This window comes from Caulobacter sp. FG121 (genome assembly GCF_057809815.1).
On the sequence record NZ_JBMDKR010000002.1, the window covers coordinates 261124 to 282442 of the forward strand.

The window sequence follows — 21319 nt, forward strand, 5'->3', positions numbered from 1 at the left end:
ACTGCGACTCGAAACGGGAGCGCCAATGCGCCGCGACGTACTGGAACTCAGGGCCTTCTACGCCTCCGCCCGTGGACGGGCGGCGCGGGAGATGGTCGGCCGCAAGGTCGCCGAGGCCTGGGGCGACCCCCGCGGGCTGGACCTGCTCGGCGTCGGCTACGCCACCCCCTATCTCGAACGGTTCCGGGCGCGTGCCCGCAGGACGGTCGCCGTGATGCCGGCGACCCAGGGCGTGGAGGTCTGGCCGGTCAGCGATCGCAACCTCGCCTGTCTGGCCGACGAGACCGCCCTGCCCCTGCCAAATGCTCTGTTCGATCGGGTGCTTTGCGTTCACGCCCTCGAGGAGGCGGACGACGCCACAGCCCTGATGAGCGAGGTCTGTCGCGTGCTGGCCCCGTCGGGGCGGGTGATCGTGGCCGTCGCCGCGCGCAACGGCCTGTGGTCCAACGCCGAGGGCACGCCCTTCGGCCACGGCCGACCCTGGAGCCGCAGCCAGCTGGAACGGGTATTGCGCGACGCCGACCTTGAACCCTCGGGCTGGACCCGCGCCCTCTACGCCCCGCCCTTCGCCTGGACGTCCCGCTGGGCGGAAGGATTCGAGCAGGTCGGGGCCTGGCTCTGGACACCGCTGGCGGGGGTCATGCTCATGGAAGCGGTCAAACAGACGTACGCCCTGAAACCCAAGGGCGCGCGGGCACGGGCCCGCGTGTTCGTCCCGGGGACCCTGGTTCCCGCGCCCCCGGCGCCCGCTGGACGGGCGCCCGATGCCGCATTGCAGCAAGACCCCTTGGCGGCGGCGCCTGTTTCGCCCTAGCTTGAGGCTGAACTGAATACCCGTGCGATCGGAGTTGTCGCCATGAAGATGATCGTCGCCGTCATCAAACCCTCCCGTCTGGACGCCGTGCTCGATGGCGTGACCGAGGCCGGCGCGTCCGGGCTGACGGTGACCGAGGTGCGCGGCTACGGTCGTCAGAAAGGCAAGACCGAGGTCTATCGCGGCGCCGAATACGAAGTGAAGCTGCTCCCCAAGGTGAAGCTGGAAATCGCCGCGCCCGACGATGTTGCCCAGGCGGTGATCGACGCCATCGTCCGCACCGCCAACACCGGCAAGATCGGCGACGGCAAGATCTTCGTCATGGATCTGGAGCAGGTCCTGCGCATCCGCACCGGTGAGACAGGCGCGGCGGCGATCGCTGGTTAGTTGTCCTTCTCCCGTCGCTTCGCGCCGGGCCCCTCCCTCTCCCGCTGGGACAGGGGTTGATTGGAGCCCCTTCCCGCCTTGCGCGTTGACCCCCTGAACCCAGAGGGCGACACGGGGCGGCATGACGACCATTCTGCGTGAGAATGACACCTGCTGGCGGACGGCGCGGGCCGACGCCCTGGCCTTTCTTGTCGACGGCGCTGAATACTTCGGGGCCGTGAAGGCCGCGATCCTGAAGGCCAGACAGTCGGTCTGGATCCTCGCCTGGGTGTTCGATCCCCTGACCCGCCTGGAGCCTGACCGTATCGAACGCAGCGGCGATCCCGCCACCGCCGACCGGCTGGGTCTGTTGCTGCGTCGGCTCGCGGCCCTCAATCCGGCGCTCGATGTCCGGGTGCTGGCCTGGGACATGCCCTTTCCCCTCAATGCGTCGCAGGCATTCGCTCCGGAGCGCGCCGTGGCTGAATTCGTGGGGTCGCGGGTCAAATTCCGGCTCGACAACAGTCTGCCCAACAGCGCCTGCCATCACCAGAAGCTGGTCGTCATCGACGGTCGGGTCGCCTTCGTCAGCGGCGGAGACCTCGGGATCGACCGCTGGGATACCTGCGACCACGCCGATGGCGATCGTCGTCGTCGCCTGCCGAACCTGCGACACTACAAACCCCGGCACGATGTCGCGGTGATGATCGAGGGGGCCGTGGTCCAGGACTGCGCCGAGCACTTCGCCGACCGGTGGGTCCGATCCGAAGGCGGCGTTCTGGACGTGCCGCCGCCGGACGTTTCCGTGGAATCGCCCTGGCCGGACGATGTCCCGCCGGACCTTATCGGGCGGCAAGTCGCGCTGGTCCGCACCCAGCCGGCCTGGAAGGACATGCCTGAAGTGACCGAGGGGCTGAAGCTGCATCTGGCGGCCATCGCTTCGGCCCGGCGCTGCATCTACCTGGAGAACCAGTATCTCGCCGCCCCGACGGTCGTCGCGGCCCTCGCCCGCAGACTGGCCGAACCGGACGGGCCGGAGGTGGTGACCATTGGCCCCTCCGCCAGCCCGAGCACGTTTGACCGCCTGACCATGGACAGCGCGCGCATGGCCGCCATCTCCGCCCTGGCCAGAGCCGACGTTCACGGCCGCTTCCGGGCCTACTGCGCCCGCACCCCGGACGGCGCGCCGATTATCGTCCATTCGAAGGTGACCATCGTCGACGACGGCTTCCTGCGCATCGGCTCGGCCAACCTCAACAACCGTTCGGCCGGCCTCGACACCGAGCTGGACCTGGCGCTGGAAGCCGAGGCGGGTGACGCCGGCGCTTCGACCTTCGCGTCGATTGTCGGTTTCCGCGATGAGCTGGTGGCCCACTTCCTCGGGCGAACCCTGGCGGAGGTGCAGACGGCCATCGCCACGGCGGGCGGCCTTGGCGCGGCCATCGACTCTCTCGACAGCGCGCCCCGCCGGCTAAGGCCGGTCGACGTCCGTCCCCTTGGTCCATTCGAGAGGATCGTCGTGGCCTGGAGTCTCGGCGATCCCACCGCGCCATCGGACGCCTGGCGGCCGTGGCTGCGGCGTCGCCGTCTCAGGCAGCAGCTGGCGATGATCGGTCAGGCAGCGCCAGAGTCACCACCAGCGGCAGATGATCCGACGCCGTCCGCGCCCGCGGATCGAAGGGCGACTCAACCGCAATCGTCCTGATCCCGTCCGACAGGAAGACGTGATCGATGCGCAGGATCGGAAATCCTGAAGGAAAGGTCGCGGTCGGCGACTTTCCCATCCCGTCCTGGGCGTCTCGCAGCACGGCGGTCAGCATGCGGTAGGTCTGCGAGAACGGGGTGGCGTTGAAATCGCCGAGCAGCACCGCCGGACCGACAAAACCCTCCGAGCCGAGCCAGCGCTGTCCCAGCAGTTCCGCGGCCTGAACCTGTTGTTCACGGGGCACCAAGCCCAGGTGGGTGTTGATGACCTGCAGTTCGACTCCATCGACCTCCACGGCCACCCAGAGGGCGCCTCGGGGCTCCAGCCCGCGCAGCTTCGGCAAGCCGGGCAGCGGCCCCACCTTGACCAGCCGTTCCGGCAGGGCGGTCAGGATGGCGTCGCCGTAGCGTTCCTCCTCGACCGTCAGGGCGGCATTGAAGTGGGCCCGCATGCTCAGCAGCTCGGCCAGCCGGTGGGCCTGGTCAACGCCACCCGTGCGGCGGCGGCCCACGTCCAGTTCCTGCAGTGCAACGACATCCGGCTTGCAGGCGGCAATCACCTCGGCCACCCGCCCGACATCGAGCTTGCGGTCCGTGCCCACGCAGCGGTGGACATTCCAGGTCATGAGGCGAAGGGTCATCCGCCGAAGAGATCGCGTGGAACGTCCTCTGGTTCCACCGGAGCCGTACTTCGCCTCGCCAGAAGGAACAGCGCCGCCTCGGCGCGCCAGTTCTCCAGCGTGCTGTCCGGGTTGATGATCCGGGCCGGGCTGCCTTCGGACAGCGCCGCACAGGCCTCGATCCGCACATCCAGATCGGCGACCAGGGCGTTGAAGTCGGCCAGGGTGCAGAGGTGGATATTCGGCGTCGACCACCAGGGATCCGGCAATGACCGGGTTTCCGGCATACGGCCACGGGTCAGCAGCGACCAGCGCACCCGCCAGTGGCCGAAGTTGGGGAAACTGACCACGGCCCGGTCGGCGATGCGCAGCAATTCGCCGAGCACCTGGCGCGGGTTGCGGGTCGCCTGAAGCGTCTGCGACAGGATGGCGTAGTCGAAGGCGCCGGTCGGGAACTGGTCAAGGTCGCGGTCCGCGTCCCCTTGCATAACGGCCAGGCCTCGGGCCAGGCAGGCGGACACGCCCTGGGCGCTGATCTCGACGCCCCGCCCGTCAGCCTGCTTCTCGCGCGCCAGCAGTTCGAGCAACTCCCCGCCACCACAGCCGACGTCGAGCACCCGCGCGCCCGGCCGCACCAGCCGAAGGATCTCGCGGAAATCCTCGCGCTCGCCGCTCATTTCAGGCCCCTGGCGGAATCGACGGAATCCAGGAAGCCGGCCAGCGCCGAGTCCATTACCGGCTCCTCGAGCAGGAAGGCGTCGTGACCCTTGTCGCTCTCGATCTCGACGAAGCTCGCCCGGGCTCCAGCCGCATTGAGCGCCCTCACGATGCTGCGGCTCTCGGTCGTCGGATAGAGCCAGTCAGAGGTGAACGACAGCACGCAGAACCGCACATCGCGCGCGCCGCGGAAGGCCTCGGCCAGCACGCCGCCATGCCCGGCGGCGAGATCGAAGTAATCCATCGCCCGGGTGATGTAGAGGTAGCTGTTGGCGTCGAACCTGTCGACGAACGTCGCCCCCTGGTGGCGCAGGTAGCTCTCCACCTGGAAATCCGCGTCGAAGCCCCAGCTCAGGCCGTCGCGTTGCAGCTCGCGGCCGAACTTCCGCTGCAGGGCCGTTTCGGACAGATAGGTGATGTGCGCGGCCATGCGGGCCACCGCCAGGCCCTTCTCGGGCCGGGTTCCGTGCAGGGCGTAGTCGCCGCCGCGCCAGTCAGGGTCGGCCATGATCGCCTGACGGCCGACCTCGTGGAAGGCGATGTTCTGGGCGCTGTGGCGCGCGGCGGAGGCGACGCAGACCGCGCTGAACATCCGCTCCGGATAGTCCGAGGCCCACTGCAGCACCTGCATGCCGCCCATCGAGCCGCCGACCACGGCGGCGAGGGTCTCGATCCCCATGGCCTCGACCAGCATGGCCTGGGCCCGGACCATGTCGGCGATGGTCACGACGGGAAAGGTCAGGCCCCAGTGGCGGCCGGTCGCCGGGTTGACCGAGCCGGGGCCCGTCGTGCCCTGACAACCGCCGACGACGTTGGCGCAAAGGATGAAATGCCGGGCCGGATCTAGCGGCTTGCCGGGACCGACCAGCCGGGTCCACCAGCCGGGCTTGCCGGTCACCGGATGGGTCGCGGCGACGTGCTGGTCGAGCGTCAACGCATGACAGATCAGCACGGCGTTGGATTTGTCGGCATTGAGCCGGCCGTAGCTGGCCCAGGCGACCTCGAGATTGTCGATCCGGCCGCCGGAATCCAGCGTCAGCGGCTGGCCGGCGGGAAACCGCCAGACACCGCCCCGCTGTTCAATCTCGCTCGTCGCCTCAAGGGTCATCTCGGCCTTGGACCGCCACGCGCGGCCAGTGTCAACCGGCGCCTTCCGGCGGGCCGCGTCGACGGCTATGAGAGGCCCGATGAAACGCCTGATCCTCATGCGCCACGGCAAGGCTGAACGGTCCAATCCGGGCGGCGACTTCGCGCGGGCGTTGGCCGACCGGGGCCTGTCCGACGCCGCCCTGATGGGCCGCCTGCTCCTCGACGAGGGGCTGGTTCCTGACATCGGCCTGGTGTCCGCCGCCCGCCGCACGCAACAGACGTGGGATCAGGTTTCCCTGTCCTTTCCCAAGGCCGCGACGACCTCGCTGCCAGGGCTGTACAATGCTGACGCCGGCCGGATCCTGTTCGAGGCTGAAGCCGCCGGCGCCGAGCACGACTCGGTCATGGTCATCGGCCACAATCCGGGCATGCACGCCCTCACTGTCGGTCTGCTGCGCGAAGGCGGCGCGGGCGGGGCGCTGATCGCCCGGGCGGAGAGCCGGTTCCCGACATCGACGGTGGTGGCCTTCACCTTCGACGCGGCGGGACGGCCCGCCTATGACGGCCTGTTCTACGCCGCCGATCACGGCGGGGGCGGCGGCGAGTGACGCGGATCTACAAACTGCTGACCCGCGCCGAATGGCTGGCCGCGTCCGACGAGGGCGTATTCACCGGTTCGCCGGTCGATGTCGCCGACGGCTTCATCCACTTCTCTACCGCGGCCCAGGCCGTCGAGACGGGCCGCAAGTACTTTTCGGGCGTCGAGAACCTTGTCGCGGTGGCCTTCGAGGCCGAAGCGCTCGGCGAAGGCCTGAAGTGGGAGGCATCGCGCGGCGGCGACCTGTTCCCGCATCTCTATGGTCCACTGCCCACGGCCCTCGCGGTCGAGGCGATGCCGGTCGACCTTGATGACCAGGGCGTACCGGTGCTGACGGACCTGACGGCGTGACCGTCCACGACACCCTTGCGCGCGCGCTGCACGTGCTGGATCCGGAAGACGCGCACACCGCCACGATCATTGGCCTGAAGGCCGGCCTCGGCCCGGTCGACCGCACAGCCGACGACCCGATCCTGTCCACAAGCCTGGCTGGCATTCCGCTCGCCTCGCCGGTCGGCCTGGCCGCCGGGTTCGACAAGAACGCCGAGGTTCCGGCCGCCATGCTCAGGGCCGGGTTCGGCTTCGTCGAATGCGGGACGGTCACGCCGCTGCCCCAGGCCGGCAATCCACGGCCGCGCCTGTTCCGGCTGAGCGAGGATCACGGCGTCATAAACCGCATGGGCTTCAACAACGCCGGCCTGGGCGCCTTCGCCGGCAACCTGGCTCGTCGACGCGCGGCCGGACCGGTCGGCGCCAACATCGGAGCCAACAAGGACTCGAACGACCGTATCGGCGACTATGTGCAGGGCCTGCAGCGGCTGTGGGGTCTGGCTGACTACTTCACCGTCAACATCTCCTCGCCGAACACGCCGGGCCTGCGCGCCCTGCAGACCCGGGCGGCGCTGGAAGAACTGCTGGGCCGTCTGGCCGAGGCGCGGGGCGCCCTGACCGGAGACTACCCGGTGTTTCTGAAGGTGGCTCCCGACCTTGAGGACGGAGAGGTCGAGACCATTGTCGAGACGGTCGCCGCCTTTGGCCTGCAGGGGATTATCGTTTCCAACACGACCATTTCCCGGCCGGACAGCCTGCGGTCACAGCACAGGACGGAGGCTGGCGGTCTGTCAGGTCCGCCTCTGATGCCCTTGTCGACAACCATGCTCGGGCGCTTCCACGCGGCCAACGACAAAGGCCTGACCCTGATCGGCGCGGGCGGGATCGCCTCCGGCGCCGACGCCCTGTCCAAGATCCGGGCCGGCGCATCCGCCGTGCAGCTCTATTCGGCCATGGTCTTCGAAGGGCCCGGGCTCATTCAGCGGGTCAAGCGTGAGCTTGCCGCCCGTCTCCGCGCCGAAGGGTTCGCGTCCGTCAGCGAGGCGATCGGCGCCGGATGAGGCGCGCTTTCTGGTCAAAGCACGCCCGCCGGGCCATCGAAGCGCCACGCGGCCTTGCTCTTTTCGCCTTCGACGCGAATTCTCCTTTCGTTGCTCTGTCGTCGGACGTGAAGTAACGCATGGCCATGGTCGACGCCCCGCCCCCCGAGACGGAGACGTCGGGACCGCACGCCCAGCCCTCGCGTCGCTGGCTGTGGCCCGGCGGCCTGTCCGCGCGCCTGCTGGTGCTGACGGCCTTGTTCGTCGCCGGCGCGGCGCTGTTCGTCTTCCCGGCGACCCTCGCGGCCTACGAGGAGCAATGGCTGCTCGACCGTATCCGGGCGGCCGAACTGGCCTCGACCATCGCCGAGGCTGACCCCGCCCGCCGCGTCACCGCTCCGGTCCGCCAGCAGCTGCTGGAACAGGCCGGCGTGGTCTCGGTGGCGATCCAGACGGACGGCATGCGGCGACTGATCCTGGCGGCCCCGCGCGACCTGCGAACACCGTATATGGTCGACCTGCGCTACCAGAACCCGCTGGCCTGGATGATGGCCCCGTTCCAGACATTGTTCGGCGGCCAGGGCCGCATGGTGCGGGTGATCGCCGAGCCGCGCTTCAGGTCCGGCGAGTTCGTGGAAATCGTCACGCCGGACGCGCCCCTGCGCGAGGCCTTGCTGGGCTACCTCGGACGGCTGCTGGCCGTGACCCTGTTCGTCGCCATTCTGGCCGGCCTGGCGGTCTATCTGGCGCTGAACGCCTTCCTCGTGCGGCCGATGCAGAAGATCACCGTGGCCATGGAGCGGTTTCGCGCCGATCCGGCCGATCCGTCAGCGCGGGTGACGCCCTCGGGCCGCCGCGACGAGATCGGCCGCGCGGAGGCGGAACTCGATCGCATGCAGGTCGACCTGCTGGCCGCCCTGTCCTCCCGCGCAAGGCTGGCTGCGCTGGGCGAGGCCGTGGCGAAGATCAATCATGATCTGCGCAACATGCTGACCAGCGCGCAGATCGCCTCCGACCGGCTGGCGGCCATCGGCGACCCCAAGGTGGCCCAGGCCCTGCCCCGCCTCGAACGGGCCCTGGACCGGGCCGTGACCCTGGCGACGGATGTCCTGGCCTATGGCAAGTCGGCCGAGGCTGCACCGGAAGCCCGGCCAACGCCTCTTCGGGCAGCGCTCGATGCCGCCGCCGAGGACGCGGGCCTGAGCGAAGGCGGCGTGCGTCTGGAAACCCAGATCAGCGAGACGGACGCCGTCATAGCCGATCCCGACCAGCTGCACCGGCTGCTGGTCAATCTGTTCCGCAACGCCCGCGAAGCCATTCAGGACAAGGACCCCGACCGCAAAGGCAAGGTGCTGGCCGCCCTGACCCAGCGCGACGGCGCCAGCATCGTTCGCCTGTCCGACGACGGTCCCGGCCTGCCCGAGCGCGCCATGGTCAACCTGTTCCAGCCCTTTTCGGGCTCGGCCCGACGCGGCGGCACGGGCCTTGGCCTCGCCATCTCCCGGGAGTTGGCGCAGGCCCACGGCGGCGACCTGACCCTCGTCAAATCGACGGCCAAAGGCTCGGTGTTCGAACTCACCCTGCCGGGAGACCTGAGCGCGGCGAAGGCGAAGCGCCCCCCCCGGAAGAAGGCGGAAGCCTAGAACCCCTTCGCCACGCCTTCGCGGCGCGAGTCGGCGGCGCCGACCAGGCCGTTCGGGGTCATCGCCACGCCATGCAGGCCGGAGTTCTCGCCGGCGGTGTTGTTGAACACCAGACCTCGCGCCGCCAGACCGTCGATCACGCCCGGCGGATACCGCGCCGGCTCGCTGGAAAAGCGGTCGCCCTTGGCCACGAGGTTGGGTAGTTCGAAGGCCTCCGCGAGGCTGAGATTCCAGTCCAGATACCCCACCAGGGCCTTGAGATTGTACGACAGGATGCTGGTGCCGCCCGGCGAGCCGAGGGCCACCACCGCCTTGCCCTGACGGTCGAGAACAATGACCGGCGCCATCGACGAGCGCGGCCGCTTGCCGCCCGCCGGGGCATTGGCGGCCGGCGCGCCGTCGGGGTCGTTCGGCGTGAAACTGAAGTCGGTCAGCTGGTTGTTGAGGAAGAAGCCGGCGACCATCCGGCCCGAGCCGAAAAAGCTCTCGACCGTGGTCGTCATCGAAACGACGTTGCCCTTCGCGTCGACGATGACGAAATGGGTCGTGCCACCCGGCTCGGGCGTGTGGTCAGGCCCGCGCACGCCGGCGCCCTCCGGATCGCCTGCCTTGGGCGGGGGGCCCGCACGGTCGCCGATCAGCTTCGCGCGGCCATCGACGTATGCGGGCTTGAGCAGCCCCTTCAGCGGCACATCGACGAACGCCGGGTCGCCGAAGAAGCGGTCCCGGTCGGCGTACATCACCCGTTCCGCCTCGGCGAGGCGCAGCCAGCCCAGCGGATCGCCGGGTCCGCGCGTGGCGATGTCGGTCCGCTCCAGCAACATCAATCCCTGCAACAACGCGCCGCCGCTGGAGGCCGGCCTGGTCGTGCAGACGACATAGATGCGATAGGGTCCGCACAGCGCCTTGCTCCGTCCGGGACGGTAGGCCTTGAAATCCGCCGTGGTCAGCGACCCGGGCAGCGCGCCCTCATGCACCCGCGCTACGATCGCCTCGGCGATCGGGCCCTCGTAAAGCGCCGAAGGGCCTTCGGCCGCGAGACGGCGCACCGTCGTCGCGTAGTCCGGGTTCCGCAGCAGGTCGCCCGCCCGGTAGCGTTTGCCGTCGGCTTTGGTGAAGTAACGAACGGCGTCGGGCGCGCCGGTCTGCGGGAACGGGCCGTTGATCATGCCGGCGAGACGGGGGCTGACGATGAAGCCGTCGGACGCCAGCCGGGCGGCATCGTCGAACAGCGCCGACCAGGGCAGGGCGCCGTGATCCTTGTGCGCCAGGGCCAGCATCGCCACCGCGCCGGGCACGCCCGTCGCGCGGCCGCTGAGCACGGCGGCGAAGAACGGCAGGGGCTTGCCGTCGGGGCCGAGGAACATGTCAGGGGAGGCGCCGGCCGGCGCGGTCTCGCGGCCGTCATAGGCCGTCACCGTCTTCGACCGGGCATCGTAGTAGACCATGAAGGAGCCGCCCCCGAGACCGGAGCTCTGCGGCTCGACCAGACCCAGGACGGACTGCACGGCGATGGCCGCGTCGATGGCTGACCCGCCCTGGCGCAGCACCTTGAGTCCCGCCGCCGTCGCCAGCGGATTGGCCGAAGCGACCATGACCTGCGGTCCCACCCGCGCGGGAGCGGCGGCCTCTTTCGGCAGCAGCGAACAGCCGGCCAGGAACAGGGCGGCGAAAAGACTGAGAAGGCGCATGCGGACTCCGGATAGATGGCTGTCACAATAGGGACCGCGCGGCGGAGGGAAAGCCCCGTGCATGGACAAGTTCGGGAGGTCGTGCCACTCGAACGGCATGACCACGGCCCGCCCCGGACCCCGAAACCTGATCACCGACGTACCCGGCCTGATGGTCGGCCAGGCGCAGGATGAGATCGTCCGCACCGGCGTCACCGTCATCCTGCCGACCGAGCGGGCGGTCTGCGCCGTCGATGTGCGTGGCGGCGGGCCGGGTACGCGCGAAACGGACGCGCTCGATCCTCACAATCTCGTCGGCGGCTCGGTGGACGCCGTGGTCCTGTCCGGCGGCTCGATGTACGGCCTGGCCGCCGGCGACGGCGTGGCCGCGTGGCTGGGCGCGCAGGGGCGGGGCTACCCGGTCTCGGCCAGGCCGGGCGTTCCGGTCGCCCCGATCGTGCCGACGGCCATCCTGTTCGACATGGCCAACGGCGGCGACAAGGCCTGGGGTATGGAGCCGCCCTACCGCCGCCTCGGCATCGAAGCGGCGATGGCGGCCGGCCTCGACGTCGCGCTCGGCGTCGCCGGCGCGGGCTATGGCGCCAAGGCTGGACAGCTCAAGGGCGGCACCGGCTCGGCCTCCATCGTCACGCACGACGGCATCACCGTCGGCGCCATCGCCGGGGTCAACAGTTTCGGCTCGGTGGTCGGCGGCGACGGGCTGACCTTCTACGCCTCGCTGTTCGAGATCGACGGCGAGTTCGGCGGCCGCTCGCCGGCCGGCCTGGCGATCGACGCCGACGACTGGGGCCTCGCCAAGATGAATCCGGGCGTCCGCGAGAACACCACCATCGCCTGCGTGGCCACCGACGTGGTCCTGACGCCCGTCCAGGCCAAGCGGGTCGCGATCATGGCCCAGGCGGGCCTCGCCCAGGCGATACGGCCGATCAACACGCCGTTCGACGGCGACGTGGTATTCGCCCTCTCCACCGGCCGCCAGAGCGCTGGCGACGCTCCCGACCGCATGGTCGCCCGCCTGGGCGCGCTGGCGGCGGACTGCCTGGCTCGCGCGGTCGCGAGGGGTGTCTACGAAGCCATCGCCTGGCCAGGCTGTGACGTGCCCGACTGGCGAAGCCTGGCGAGGCCCTGACGGGTCGCCCGATGTCGGGAAGACGCTCCGGCGCCCGCGCTCCGGGAGCCCCGGGTCCGGGCGGCCGAGGATAGTTTGAAAAAGGCCCCCGCGGGCGCTTGCCATCCGTCGATTGCCCGACTAGGTTCCGCGCCCTTGCAGGAGGCCTAGATCGGCCCCCGCGAAATGCGCGCCCGTAGCTCAGCTGGATAGAGCATCAGACTACGAATCTGAGGGTCGGACGTTCGAATCGTTCCGGGCGCGCCATTTTCTTCCCCACATCCACGGTGATGCCTGGCGGTAGCCCGCAGGGCGGCTTGCTGTCGCGCCGGCCTGCGGGACAGTCGTCCTTATGCTTCCCTTATGCCGACGGTCCCGCATCCGTCTGGCGCCCTGACGGGGGTCGGCGCGACCCTGCCTCCAACATCGCTGTGGAGGCCTTGATGGCTGACTTCTTGTATCTCGCCCTGGGACTGGGAGCGTTCGCGCTCTTCGGCCTCTATGCGGCGTTGCTGCGCAAGGTCTGACGACCATGCTCGTGACCCTGCTCTACGCCGCCGCGGCCATCGGACTGGCCGTCTACATGGTCGCGGCGCTGCTGCGCCCCGACAAATTCTGATCATTCAAAAGGGAGACCTCGCATGGACTGGCGGGGCTGGGCCGAGATCGTCTTCACGATCGGCCTCACACTGGCGTTGAGCGTACCGCTCGGCGTCTATCTCGCGCGCGTCTGGACCGGTGAGCGCACCTGGCTGGACCCGGTGCTGAAGCCCGTCGAGCGGGTCGCCTACGCCGCGTTCGGCATCGACGGGACCAGAGGCCAGGGCTGGCTCGCCTACACCGGCTCGGTGATGGCCTTCAGCGCCGCCGGGTTCGCGCTGCTCTACGGCATCCTGCGGCTGCAAGGCCTGCTGCCGTACAATCCGCAGGGTTTCGCGGGCCTGTCGCCCCATCTGGCGTTCAACACCGCGATCAGCTTCGTCACCAACACCAACTGGCAGTCCTATGTGCCGGAGCAGACGGTCTCGACCTTCTCGCAGATGGCCGGGCTGACGGTGCACAACTTCGTTTCCGCCGCGACCGGTCTGGCCATCGCCGCCGCCGTGGCGCGTGCCTTCGTCGCCAACCGCGGCGACACCCTCGGCAACTTCTGGGTCGATGTGACCCGCATCACCCTCTACGTCCTGCTGCCGGTCAGCCTGGTGTTCGCCCTGGTGCTGGTCGCGCTGGGCGTGCCGCAGTCGCTGGCCTCGGGCGTCGAGGTGACGACCGTCGAAGGGGCGAAGCAGACGCTGGCCCTGTTCCCGGTCGCCAGCCAGGAGGTCATCAAGCAGTTCGGCACCAACGGCGGCGGCATCTTCAACGCCAACTCCGCCCACCCGTTCGAAAACCCCAACGCCTGGACCAACCTGATCCAGATCGTCGCCATGAACGTGCTCAGCCTGGCGGCGGTGTTCGCCTTCGGCCGGGTCGTGCTGGCCCGCAAGGAAGCTCGCGCCCTGGCGGCCGTGATGGTCATCCTGGTGACGACCGCGGCCGGCGGCCTCTACGCCGCCGAGACGATGACGCCGCAGCCGGCGATGATCGCCGCCGGCGTCGATGCGCCGGTCAACATGGAGGGCAAGGAGGTCCGCTTCGGCGCTCCCTCGACCGCGGTCTGGTCAGCCTTCACCACCGGCGCCTCCGACGGCGGCGTCAACGGCATGCACGACAGCTTCTCGCCCCTCGGCGGCGGGATCGCCATGTTCATGATCCAGCTGGGCGAGATCCTGCCCGGCGGCGTCGGATCCGGCCTCTACGGTATGATGGTCATGGCCCTGCTGGCGGTTTTCGTCGCCGGTCTGATGGTCGGTCGCACGCCAGAGTATCTGGGCAAGAAGGTCGAGGCGCGCGAGATCAAGTTCGCCATGCTGGCGGTGCTGATCCTGCCGATCACCATCCTCGGCTTCTCGGCGGCGGCGGCGGTGCTGCCGGTGGCCCTGGCCGGCCTGCTGAACCACGGACCGCACGGCCTGTCGGAGATCCTCTACGCCTACACCTCGGCGGCGGGGAACAACGGCTCGGCCTTCGCGGGTCTGACGGCCAACGCGCCCTGGTGGAACACGACCCTCGGCATCGCCATGCTGCTCGGCAGGTTCGCCTACATCGTGCCGGTAATGGCCATCGCCGGATCGATCGCCGCCAAGCCCAAGCTTGCGCCGACCGCCGGCACCCTGCCCTCGGACGGCCCGCTGTTCGTCGGCCTGCTGATCGGGATCATCCTGATCCTCGGCGGCCTGCAGTTCTTCCCCGCGTTGGCGCTGGGTCCGATCGTCGAGCACTTCCAGGTGCTGGCGGCGGCGCGCTGACCCCCTTTTTTGATCCTCAAGGACGCCTGAAATGTCCATCACCACCACCGCCGACACCAACGGCCGCAGTGCAAGGAGCGCCATCGGCGCGGCCGGTCTCTCCCCGGCGGTCCTGCTGCGGGCGTCGAAGGACGCCTTCATCAAGCTCGACCCGCGCAAGCTGACCGGCAACCCGGTCATCCTCGCCACCGAGGTCGTCGCGGGCCTGGCCACGGTCTCGGCCGTGGCCGCCATCAGTGGCGGCCAGCCAGCCGGCTTCCCGGTCCAGATCGCCGGTTGGCTCTGGGCGACGGTCCTGTTCGCCAACCTCGCCGAAAGCGTCGCCGAAGGCCGCGGCAAGGCGGCGGCCGACAGCCTGCGCGCCGCGCGGGTGACGACCAAGGCCAAACTGCTGATCGACCCGACCACCGGCACCTGGATCCCGACCCCGGCCCACAAGGTCGGCGTGGGCGAGGTCGTGCTGGTCGAGGCCGGCGACGTCATCCCGTCCGACGGCGAGATCATCGAGGGCGTCGCCAGCGTCAACGAGGCGGCCATCACCGGGGAGTCCGCGCCGGTCATCCGCGAGAGCGGCGGCGACCGTTCGGCCGTCACCGGCGGCACCACGGTCGTCTCCGACTGGATCAAGGTGCGCATCACCAGCCAGCCCGGGTCGACCTTCCTCGACCGGATGATCGCAATGGTCGAGGGTGCCGACCGGCGCAAGACGCCCAACGAACTGGCCCTGGCCGTGCTGCTGGCCGGGCTGACGCTGGTGTTCCTGATCGCTGTTGTGACCCTGCTGGGCCTGGGCGCCTATTCAGGCGTCAAGCTCGACCCGATGGTGCTCGGCGCCCTGTTCATTACCCTGATCCCGACGACCATCGGCGGTCTGCTCAGCGCCGTCGGCATCGCCGGGATGGACCGGCTGCTGAAGGTCAATGTGCTGGCCACGTCCGGCCGGGCCGTCGAGGCCGCCGGCGACGTCGACACGCTGCTGCTCGACAAGACCGGCACCATCACCTTTGGCAACCGCATGGCCACCGAGGTGATCCCGGCGCCGGGCGTGAGGCCGGAAGTGGCGTTGCGCGCCGCGCTGATGGCGTCGCTGGCCGACGAGACGCCCGAGGGTCGCTCGATCGTCGATCTGGCTCATGACCACGGCATGACGGCGGAAGCGCCGGCCGGCTCGACCTTCATCGCCTTCTCCGCCACCACGCGGCAGTCCGGTCTCGACGCCGGCAAGGCCTCCTGGCGCAAGGGCGCGGTCGACGCGGTGCTCAAGTCGCTGGATCTGACCGAAGACCGCACGCCGGCCGAGTTCCGTCAGGCCGTTGACCGCATCGCCCGCTCCGGCGGCACGCCCCTGGCGGTGACCGAGAACGGCGTGCTGGTCGGGGTCATCCACCTCAAGGACGTGGTCAAGCCGGGCGTGAAGGATCGCTTCGCCGACCTGCGCCGCATGGGCGTGCGGACCATGATGATCACCGGCGACAACCCGGTGACCGCCGCCGCCATCGCCTCCGAGGCCGGGGTCGACGACTTCCTCGCCGAGGCCACGCCCGAGGACAAGCTGCGGCTGATCCGCGCCGAGCAGGCCAAGGGCCGGCTGGTGGCCATGTGCGGCGACGGGGCCAACGACGCCCCTGCCCTTGCCCAGGCCGACGTCGGCGTGGCCATGCAGACCGGGGCCCAGGCCGCCCGCGAGGCCGGCAACATGGTCGACCTCGACAGCGACCCGACAAAGGTTCTGGAGATCATCGAGGTCGGCAAGCAGCTGCTGATCACCCGCGGCGCCCTGACGACCTTCTCGATCGCCAACGACGTGGCCAAGTATTTCGCCATCATCCCGGCGATGTTCGTGGTCAGCCTGCCGGCGCTGGGCGCGATGAACATCATGCATCTGCACAGCCCGGAGAGCGCGATCCTCTCGGCGGTGATCTTCAACGCCCTGGTGATCGTCGCCCTGATCCCGCTGGCCCTGCGCGGCGTGAAATACCGCGCTATCGGCGCCGGAAAGCTGCTGAGCCGCAACCTGACCATCTACGGCCTGGGCGGCCTCGTCGCCCCGTTCATCGGCATCAAGCTGATCGACATGATCGTCTCCACACTCGGCCTCGCCTGAGGATCCCGCCATGCTGTCGCAAATCCGTCCCGCCATCGTCTCGATGGTCTTCTTCACCGCCCTGCTGGGCCTGGGCTATCCCCTGGCCGTGACGGGCATTGCCCAGGCGGCCTTCCCGGCCCAGGCCAACGGTTCGCTAGTGACCGACACGGCCGGGAAGACCGTCGGCTCCGGCCTGATCGCCCAGGCGTTCAGCCAGCCGCGCTACCTGCACCCCCGTCCCTCGGCGGCCGGCAAGGGTTATGACGCCGCCGGCTCGTCAGGCTCGAACTACGGCCCGATGAACCCCGACTTCGCCGCCCGGGTGAAGACCGACGCCGACGCCCTGAAAGCCGAGAGCAAGGCCGCCATTCCGGTCGACGCGGTGACCACCTCCGGTTCCGGCCTCGACCCGGACATCTCGCCCGCCTACGCCGAGCGGCAGGTCCAGCGGATCGCCGACGCGCGGGGCGTTTCGCCGGCCCAGATCCGGGCCATCATCGCCTCGGTGGCCGTCGGCCCGACACTGGGCTTTCTCGGCCAGCCGCGGGTCAATGTCCTGAAGGTCAATCTGGCGCTCGACGCCCGTCTCCCGGCGGCGCACGCTCCGGCGCAATGAGTCCGGACGAACCCAACAGACCCGATCCAGACGCCCTGCTGGCGACAGCGGGGCGTCATGGTCGGGGGCGGCTGAAGGTCTTCCTCGGCATGTCCCCCGGCGTCGGCAAGACCTATGGCATGCTCAACGCCGCCGCCCGTTTCAAAGCGGGCGGCGGCGACGTGCTTGTCGGCTTGGTCGAAACCCATGGCCGGAAGGAGACCGAGGCCCTGCTCGACGGCCTGGAGCTGTTGCCGCGCAAGCCGATCGACTACCGGGACCGAACCCTGATGGAGTTCGACATCGACGCCGCCCTCGCGCGTCGCCCCGGGCTGCTGCTGGTCGACGAATACGCGCACGCCAACGCCCCGGGCAGCCGCCACCCGAAGCGCTGGCAGGACGTCGAGGAACTGCTCGCGGCAGGGATCGACGTCTGGACCACCCTCAACGTCCAGCACCTCGAAAGCCTGGTCGACGTGGTCTGGAAGATCACCGGCGTGCGCCAGCGCGAGACGGTGCCCGACAGCGCCCTGTCGAAGGCCGACGAGATCGAGCTGATCGACATCACCCCGACCGAACTGCGCGAACGGATGGCGGCCGGAAAGGTCTATGTGCCGGAAACGGCCCGGCTGGCCGCCGACCGCTTCTTCAAGCCCGAGAACCTGACTGCCCTGCGCGAGCTGGCCCTGCGCCGCGCGGCCCAGACGGTCGACGACCAGCTGAACCAGGCGATGCGAGCGGCGGGCGTCGAGGGACCCTGGGCCGCCGGCGAACGGATCCTGGTGCTCGTCGGCCCGGACGCCATGGCCGGATCCCTCGTGCGGGCGGGCCGACGCCTGTCGGACATGATGATGGACGCGCCCTGGACGGTCGCCCACATCGAACGACCCAACAGGGTCGCCGGTGATCCGGTCGGCGGGGTGAAGCTCAACGAAGCCCTCAAGCTCGCCGAACAACTCGGCGGTTCTACCGTCGTCCTGACCGGCGATGATCTGGTCTCAGCGGTGCTCGATCATGCCCGGCGCAACAACGTCACGCAGATCGTCATCGGCAAGTCGCGGCGCTCGAGATGGCGCGGCCTGTTCGGGCGCGCGCTGGCGCCAGCGCTGCTTGATGAAGCGGCGGGCGCGGCGTTGCACATCATCACCGAGGCGGGGGCCGACGATCATCCCGTCCCGCCGGTCAGACGCGCCAAAGGCCTCGTCGTCTGGCGCGGCCATCTTGGCGCGGTTGGGCTGGTCGCCCTGGCCATGGGCGCGGCGGCCCTGATGGATCGTCGGGTTGAAAACGCCAATCTGGCGATGATCTTCATGCTGAGCGTGCTGGCCACCGGGCTGGCCTTCGGCTTCTGGCCCGCCCTCACAGCTGCCGCCCTAGCGGCGCTGAGCTATAACTTCTTCTTTCTCGATCCCCGGCTGACCTTTGTGATCGGCCATCCTGCGGACGTGCTGACCTTTGGCGTCTTCTTCGCGGTGGCGCTGACCACGGGCTGGCTGGCGGGACGCGTGCGTGACCAGGCGCGCGCCACCTCGCGCCGGGCCTCGGCTATTTCCGCGTTGCTCGCCGCCAGCCGCCGGCTGTCCGGCGCCGCGCGCAAGGAGGACGCCGCGACAGCCCTGGCCGAACAGCTGGCGGCGGCGACCGGCGGGCGGGCGGTGATCTTCCTTCCGGTCGACGGAGACATAGCGCCGACCGCGGCGTCGCCAGCCCTGGAACCACTGTCCACGGCCGACATGGCCGCCGCGCGCTGGGCCTGGGAAAAGGGCGAACCGGCCGGCGCCGGCACGGGCACCCTGCCGAACGCCGCCTGGACCTTCAGACCCCTGCAGGGCGTCAAGGCGCGCTCGGGCGTCGCCGGCCTCGAACCCCGCGCTCTGGCCGCCGAGGAAGACGAGCGCTTCGCCCTGGCCCTGATCGACCAGGGCGCCATCGCGCTGGAGCGGGCCGAGTTCGCCGCGGAGGCCGCCGATGCCGACGCGCTGCGTCGCGCCGACCGTCTGCGCTCGGCCCTGCTCAATTCCGTCAGCCACGACCTTCGCACGCCGCTGTCGACCGTGCTGGGCGCCGTGACCACCCTGATCGATTTCGGCAAGGCGATGCAGCCGAAGGTCCGGGCCGACCTGTTGCTGTCGATCCGCGAGGAGGCCGAGCGGCTGAACCGATACGTCGGCGACCTGCTGGACATGACCCGTCTGGAAGGCGGCGCGCTCAACACGCGCAAGGACTGGACCGACGTCCGCGACGTCCTCGCGGCGGCTATCGCTCGCGTCGAGCGTCGGCTGGAGGGCCGCCGGCTCGACCGCGACTTCCCCGTCCAGCTGTCGATGGTGATGGCGGACCCGTCACTGCTTGAGCAGGCGCTGGTGAACATCCTCGAGAACGCCATCGCCTACAGTCCCGACGGCTCGACGATCGAGACGGCCGCCTACGAGGACCGGGGCAATGTCGTGATCTCCATCGAAGACGAGGGCCGGGGTATCCCCACCGCCGAGCTGGAGCGTGTGTTCGAGCGCTTCCGGCGCATGGAGGAGGCCACTGACCGGGGCAAGGGCGCGGGCCTGGGTCTGGCCATCGCCAAGGGCTTCGTCGAGGCCATGGGCGGGCGGATCGCGGCGGCCAGCCCGATCCACGATGGACGCGGGACGCGTATCCTGATCAGCCTGCGCAAGGAAATCGTCACCCCCGGCCACATGCTTTGACCGCCCACCGCCCCCGTATCCTCGTCATCGACGACGAGCCACAGATTCACCGGTTCCTCGGCCCGGCGCTCGACGCGTCAGGCTATGAGCACGTCCGCGCCGACGATGCGGCGAGCGGCCTGCGGGAGATCGCCCGCAAGCCGCCCGACGCCGTCGTGCTGGACCTGGGTCTTCCCGATATGGACGGCAAGGAAGCCCTCGCGAAGGCCCGCGCCTTCTACGATGGCCCGATCCTGATCCTGTCGGCGCGCGACCGGGAAACCGAGAAGATCGACGCCCTCGACGCAGGGGCGGACGACTATGTGGAAAAGCCGTTTGGAGTCGGCGAACTCCTTGCCCGGCTACGGGTCGCGATGCGCCACCGTCTGCGCGGCGAAGGCGCGGAGCCGATCATGCGCGCGGGCGCCGTCGAGGTCGACCTGGTCAACCGCAGGGTCTCCCGGGCCGGCGAACCGGTGAAGCTATCACCCAAGGAATACGACCTGCTCGCCTGTCTCGCCGGCGGCGCAGGCCGGGTCCTGACCCACCGCCAGATCCTCACCACGGTCTGGGGTCCCGCGCACGAGCAGGATGTGCAGTACCTGCGGGTCTTCGTCGGCCAGCTGCGGCAGAAGCTGGAAGTGGATCCCGCCGCGCCCCGGATCATCACGACGGAGCCGGGCGTCGGCTACCGCTTCGAAACGGGCGACGCCTAGAAGCCCCGCGCGTCCAGCCAGCCGGTCACCGCCGCCACGGCCTGCGGCAGCAGCTCAGGGCGGTCGATGTAGTAGTGGTCGGCGTCCTTCACCTCGACGAAGGTCTTGTCCGCCGATCCCAGCGCCTCGTAGAGCCGCGCGGCGTGGCTGGGCGTGCAGGCGAGGTCGGCGGTGTTGGTGATCACCAGCGTCGGACAGGTCACGTTGGCGGCGTTCTTCAGGCCATGGGCGCGACTCTCGTCGTAGCTCCACTGCGACAGCCAGGAGCGCAGGGTGGTGAAACGGCCGAGGCCCACCGGCCCGTCGTTCACGATCCGCGGATCGCCGAGGTAGCAGGTGTAGGGCTTGCGGTCGGACGGATCCTGGGTCGGGTCGGTCCAGCGCACATCGCTCATGGTGCCATAGACGACGAACGGCCGCTCCATATCCGGGTCGGTCTTCTTCAGCTCGGCCAGGGTGGCCTTCACCCGGGCGGTGATGCGCCGGTTGCGGGCGATCTGGGCCTCACGGAAGCGGGCGACGAACTCGGCGCTGTAGGGGGGCTGGTGGGGGCAGGCCGGGTCGTAGATGTTCAGCTCGACGTCCCGCTCGAACGGCTTGTCCTCGTCGAGGATCGAGGGGTCCATCCATTCGGTCATGGTCACCGAGCGGCTGATGTGGGCGGCCAGCAGCATGATACCGTCGGCCGGCTGCAGGTTCGCGGCGGCGAGATCGATCGGGTCGCCGGCCGGCGTCTCGGTGATGGTCGGATTAACCGCCTGCTCCTGGTAGAACATCGACAGCGAGCCGCCGCCGGACCAGCCGCCGAGAATGACCTTTTCGTAGCCGAAGCGCTTTTTCAGGTCGGCGATGCAGGCGCCGAGATCGGTGACGCACTTCTCGAGGATCAGGGCTGTATCGTTCCCGCGATAGCGCGGGTTGCAGTAGATGACGTGCCGACCGGCGTGCGCCAGCGCGGTGACCAACGGCAGGAAGGAACCGCCGCCGATCGGATGGCTGAACAGGATGACCGTCTTCGACTCGCCCTCGGCCGGGCGGATGCGCATGCACTCGACGAACACCCGTCCCTCGGGGCCGCCGTAGGTCTCCTTCAGGCGGCTCGCCTCGGCGTAGGCGAAGCCATAGGGCTCGCGAATGATGCTCATGAGGTTCCCCTACGGCGCCTGTCCGCCCGCT

Annotated in this window: 19 protein-coding genes and 1 tRNA gene; 15 read left to right on the top strand and 5 right to left on the bottom strand. The window is 69.5% G+C overall.

Annotated features, from left to right (window positions below; all coding sequences use genetic code 11):
* Positions 1-25: 25 nt before the first annotated feature.
* From ACODSL_RS07195 to ACODSL_RS07205, 3 genes are all read left to right on the top strand, one after another.
* Positions 26-814, top strand: coding sequence for a class I SAM-dependent methyltransferase (locus ACODSL_RS07195; protein WP_488899980.1), 789 nt, complete (start codon positions 26-28; stop codon positions 812-814).
* A 42-nt stretch (positions 815-856) separates the two neighbouring features.
* On the top strand, positions 857-1201 hold the full coding sequence (locus ACODSL_RS07200; protein ID WP_488899981.1) for a P-II family nitrogen regulator: 345 nt from the start codon (positions 857-859) through the stop codon (positions 1199-1201).
* Between the two features lie 121 nt (positions 1202-1322).
* Entirely contained in the window at positions 1323-2885 is a 1563-nt protein-coding gene (locus ACODSL_RS07205; RefSeq protein ID WP_488899982.1) for a phospholipase D-like domain-containing protein, read from the top strand.
* Here the strand turns inward: ACODSL_RS07205 and ACODSL_RS07210 are convergent.
* Genes ACODSL_RS07210 through metX form a run of 3 tightly spaced genes read right to left on the bottom strand, consistent with a single transcriptional unit; the run spans position 2770 to position 5329 of the window.
* Positions 2770-3510: an endonuclease/exonuclease/phosphatase family protein gene (locus ACODSL_RS07210; protein WP_488899983.1), complete on the bottom strand. Its 741-nt coding sequence runs from the start codon at positions 3508-3510 to the stop codon at positions 2770-2772. The genes ACODSL_RS07205 and ACODSL_RS07210 overlap by 116 nt on opposite strands.
* A gap of 11 nt (positions 3511-3521) precedes the next feature.
* A complete protein-coding gene (gene metW, locus ACODSL_RS07215; RefSeq protein WP_488899984.1) occupies positions 3522-4181 on the bottom strand; it encodes a methionine biosynthesis protein MetW in 660 nt (219 codons plus the stop codon).
* A complete protein-coding gene (gene metX / locus ACODSL_RS07220) occupies positions 4178-5329 on the bottom strand; it encodes a homoserine O-acetyltransferase MetX (RefSeq protein ID WP_488899985.1) in 1152 nt (383 codons plus the stop codon). The genes metW and metX overlap by 4 nt, the downstream gene beginning before the upstream one ends.
* Positions 5330-5408: 79 nt before the next feature.
* Here metX and ACODSL_RS07225 point away from each other — a divergent pair, with 79 nt between their 5' ends.
* The 4 genes from ACODSL_RS07225 (at position 5409) to ACODSL_RS07240 (ending at position 8921) form a co-directional block, all read left to right on the top strand.
* Positions 5409-5918, top strand: coding sequence for a SixA phosphatase family protein (locus ACODSL_RS07225; RefSeq protein WP_488899986.1), 510 nt, complete (start codon positions 5409-5411; stop codon positions 5916-5918).
* Positions 5915-6259, top strand: a complete 345-nt coding sequence (locus ACODSL_RS07230; RefSeq protein ID WP_488899987.1) for a DUF952 domain-containing protein — start codon at positions 5915-5917, stop codon at positions 6257-6259. The genes ACODSL_RS07225 and ACODSL_RS07230 overlap by 4 nt, the downstream gene beginning before the upstream one ends.
* On the top strand, positions 6256-7299 hold the full coding sequence (locus tag ACODSL_RS07235) for a quinone-dependent dihydroorotate dehydrogenase (protein WP_488899988.1): 1044 nt from the start codon (positions 6256-6258) through the stop codon (positions 7297-7299). The genes ACODSL_RS07230 and ACODSL_RS07235 overlap by 4 nt, the downstream gene beginning before the upstream one ends.
* 119 nt (positions 7300-7418) lie before the next feature.
* Entirely contained in the window at positions 7419-8921 is a 1503-nt protein-coding gene (locus tag ACODSL_RS07240; RefSeq protein ID WP_488899989.1) for a sensor histidine kinase, read from the top strand.
* Here the strand turns inward: ACODSL_RS07240 and ggt are convergent.
* The gene (gene ggt / locus ACODSL_RS07245; RefSeq protein ID WP_488899990.1) at positions 8918-10612 is read right to left on the bottom strand and encodes a gamma-glutamyltransferase; all 1695 of its coding nucleotides are present in this window, start codon (positions 10610-10612) and stop codon (positions 8918-8920) included. The genes ACODSL_RS07240 and ggt overlap by 4 nt on opposite strands.
* 61 nt (positions 10613-10673) lie before the next feature.
* On the opposite strand from ggt, the gene ACODSL_RS07250 reads away from it, so the two are divergent.
* The 8 genes from ACODSL_RS07250 to ACODSL_RS07285 all read left to right on the top strand — a co-directional run bounded on the left by ACODSL_RS07250 (position 10674) and on the right by ACODSL_RS07285 (position 20143).
* Positions 10674-11741, top strand: coding sequence for a P1 family peptidase (locus ACODSL_RS07250; protein WP_488899991.1), 1068 nt, complete (start codon positions 10674-10676; stop codon positions 11739-11741).
* Between the two features lie 169 nt (positions 11742-11910).
* Positions 11911-11987: transfer RNA gene (locus ACODSL_RS07255), tRNA-Arg, on the top strand.
* A 265-nt stretch (positions 11988-12252) separates the two neighbouring features.
* Positions 12253-12339 carry a K(+)-transporting ATPase subunit F gene (kdpF, locus tag ACODSL_RS07260; RefSeq protein ID WP_488900293.1) on the top strand — a complete coding sequence of 29 codons (87 nt, stop codon included), beginning with the start codon at positions 12253-12255 and terminating at the stop codon, positions 12337-12339.
* A gap of 22 nt (positions 12340-12361) precedes the next feature.
* Positions 12362-14068, top strand: coding sequence for a potassium-transporting ATPase subunit KdpA (gene kdpA, locus ACODSL_RS07265; protein ID WP_488899992.1), 1707 nt, complete (start codon positions 12362-12364; stop codon positions 14066-14068).
* Between the two features lie 31 nt (positions 14069-14099).
* Positions 14100-16172, top strand: a complete 2073-nt coding sequence (gene kdpB / locus ACODSL_RS07270) for a potassium-transporting ATPase subunit KdpB (RefSeq protein WP_488899993.1) — start codon at positions 14100-14102, stop codon at positions 16170-16172.
* 10 nt (positions 16173-16182) lie between these two features.
* Complete coding sequence (gene kdpC / locus ACODSL_RS07275; RefSeq protein ID WP_488899994.1) at positions 16183-16770, top strand: potassium-transporting ATPase subunit KdpC; 588 nt, start codon at positions 16183-16185, stop codon at positions 16768-16770.
* A complete protein-coding gene (locus ACODSL_RS07280) occupies positions 16767-19448 on the top strand; it encodes a DUF4118 domain-containing protein (protein ID WP_488899995.1) in 2682 nt (893 codons plus the stop codon). The genes kdpC and ACODSL_RS07280 overlap by 4 nt, the downstream gene beginning before the upstream one ends.
* Positions 19445-20143, top strand: a complete 699-nt coding sequence (locus tag ACODSL_RS07285; protein ID WP_488899996.1) for a response regulator — start codon at positions 19445-19447, stop codon at positions 20141-20143. The genes ACODSL_RS07280 and ACODSL_RS07285 overlap by 4 nt, the downstream gene beginning before the upstream one ends.
* Here the strand turns inward: ACODSL_RS07285 and ACODSL_RS07290 are convergent.
* Positions 20140-21288 (bottom strand): alpha/beta hydrolase family protein, encoded by a 1149-nt coding sequence (locus ACODSL_RS07290; protein WP_488899997.1) that lies wholly within the window; start codon positions 21286-21288, stop codon positions 20140-20142. The two genes, ACODSL_RS07285 and ACODSL_RS07290, sit on opposite strands and share 4 nt — an antisense overlap.
* Positions 21289-21319 lie beyond the last annotated feature (31 nt).

What these genes read in the sequence shown, in the direction of transcription:
- ACODSL_RS07195 (WP_488899980.1), top strand. Translation starts at nt 26, where the DNA reads ATGCGCCGCGACGTACTGGAACTCAGGGCCTTCTACGCCTCCGCCCGT.
- ACODSL_RS07200 (WP_488899981.1), top strand. Translation starts at nt 857, where the DNA reads ATGAAGATGATCGTCGCCGTCATCAAACCCTCCCGTCTGGACGCCGTG.
- ACODSL_RS07205 (WP_488899982.1), top strand. Translation starts at nt 1,323, where the DNA reads ATGACGACCATTCTGCGTGAGAATGACACCTGCTGGCGGACGGCGCGG.
- ACODSL_RS07210 (WP_488899983.1), bottom strand. Translation starts at nt 3,510, where the DNA reads ATGACCTGGAATGTCCACCGCTGCGTGGGCACGGACCGCAAGCTCGAT.
- metW (WP_488899984.1), bottom strand. Translation starts at nt 4,181, where the DNA reads ATGAGCGGCGAGCGCGAGGATTTCCGCGAGATCCTTCGGCTGGTGCGG.
- metX (WP_488899985.1), bottom strand. Translation starts at nt 5,329, where the DNA reads ATGACCCTTGAGGCGACGAGCGAGATTGAACAGCGGGGCGGTGTCTGG.
- ACODSL_RS07225 (WP_488899986.1), top strand. Translation starts at nt 5,409, where the DNA reads ATGAAACGCCTGATCCTCATGCGCCACGGCAAGGCTGAACGGTCCAAT.
- ACODSL_RS07240 (WP_488899989.1), top strand. Translation starts at nt 7,419, where the DNA reads ATGGCCATGGTCGACGCCCCGCCCCCCGAGACGGAGACGTCGGGACCG.
- ggt (WP_488899990.1), bottom strand. Translation starts at nt 10,612, where the DNA reads ATGCGCCTTCTCAGTCTTTTCGCCGCCCTGTTCCTGGCCGGCTGTTCG.
- ACODSL_RS07250 (WP_488899991.1), top strand. Translation starts at nt 10,674, where the DNA reads ATGGACAAGTTCGGGAGGTCGTGCCACTCGAACGGCATGACCACGGCC.
- kdpF (WP_488900293.1), top strand. Translation starts at nt 12,253, where the DNA reads ATGCTCGTGACCCTGCTCTACGCCGCCGCGGCCATCGGACTGGCCGTC.
- kdpA (WP_488899992.1), top strand. Translation starts at nt 12,362, where the DNA reads ATGGACTGGCGGGGCTGGGCCGAGATCGTCTTCACGATCGGCCTCACA.
- kdpB (WP_488899993.1), top strand. Translation starts at nt 14,100, where the DNA reads ATGTCCATCACCACCACCGCCGACACCAACGGCCGCAGTGCAAGGAGC.
- kdpC (WP_488899994.1), top strand. Translation starts at nt 16,183, where the DNA reads ATGCTGTCGCAAATCCGTCCCGCCATCGTCTCGATGGTCTTCTTCACC.
- ACODSL_RS07280 (WP_488899995.1), top strand. Translation starts at nt 16,767, where the DNA reads ATGAGTCCGGACGAACCCAACAGACCCGATCCAGACGCCCTGCTGGCG.
- ACODSL_RS07290 (WP_488899997.1), bottom strand. Translation starts at nt 21,288, where the DNA reads ATGAGCATCATTCGCGAGCCCTATGGCTTCGCCTACGCCGAGGCGAGC.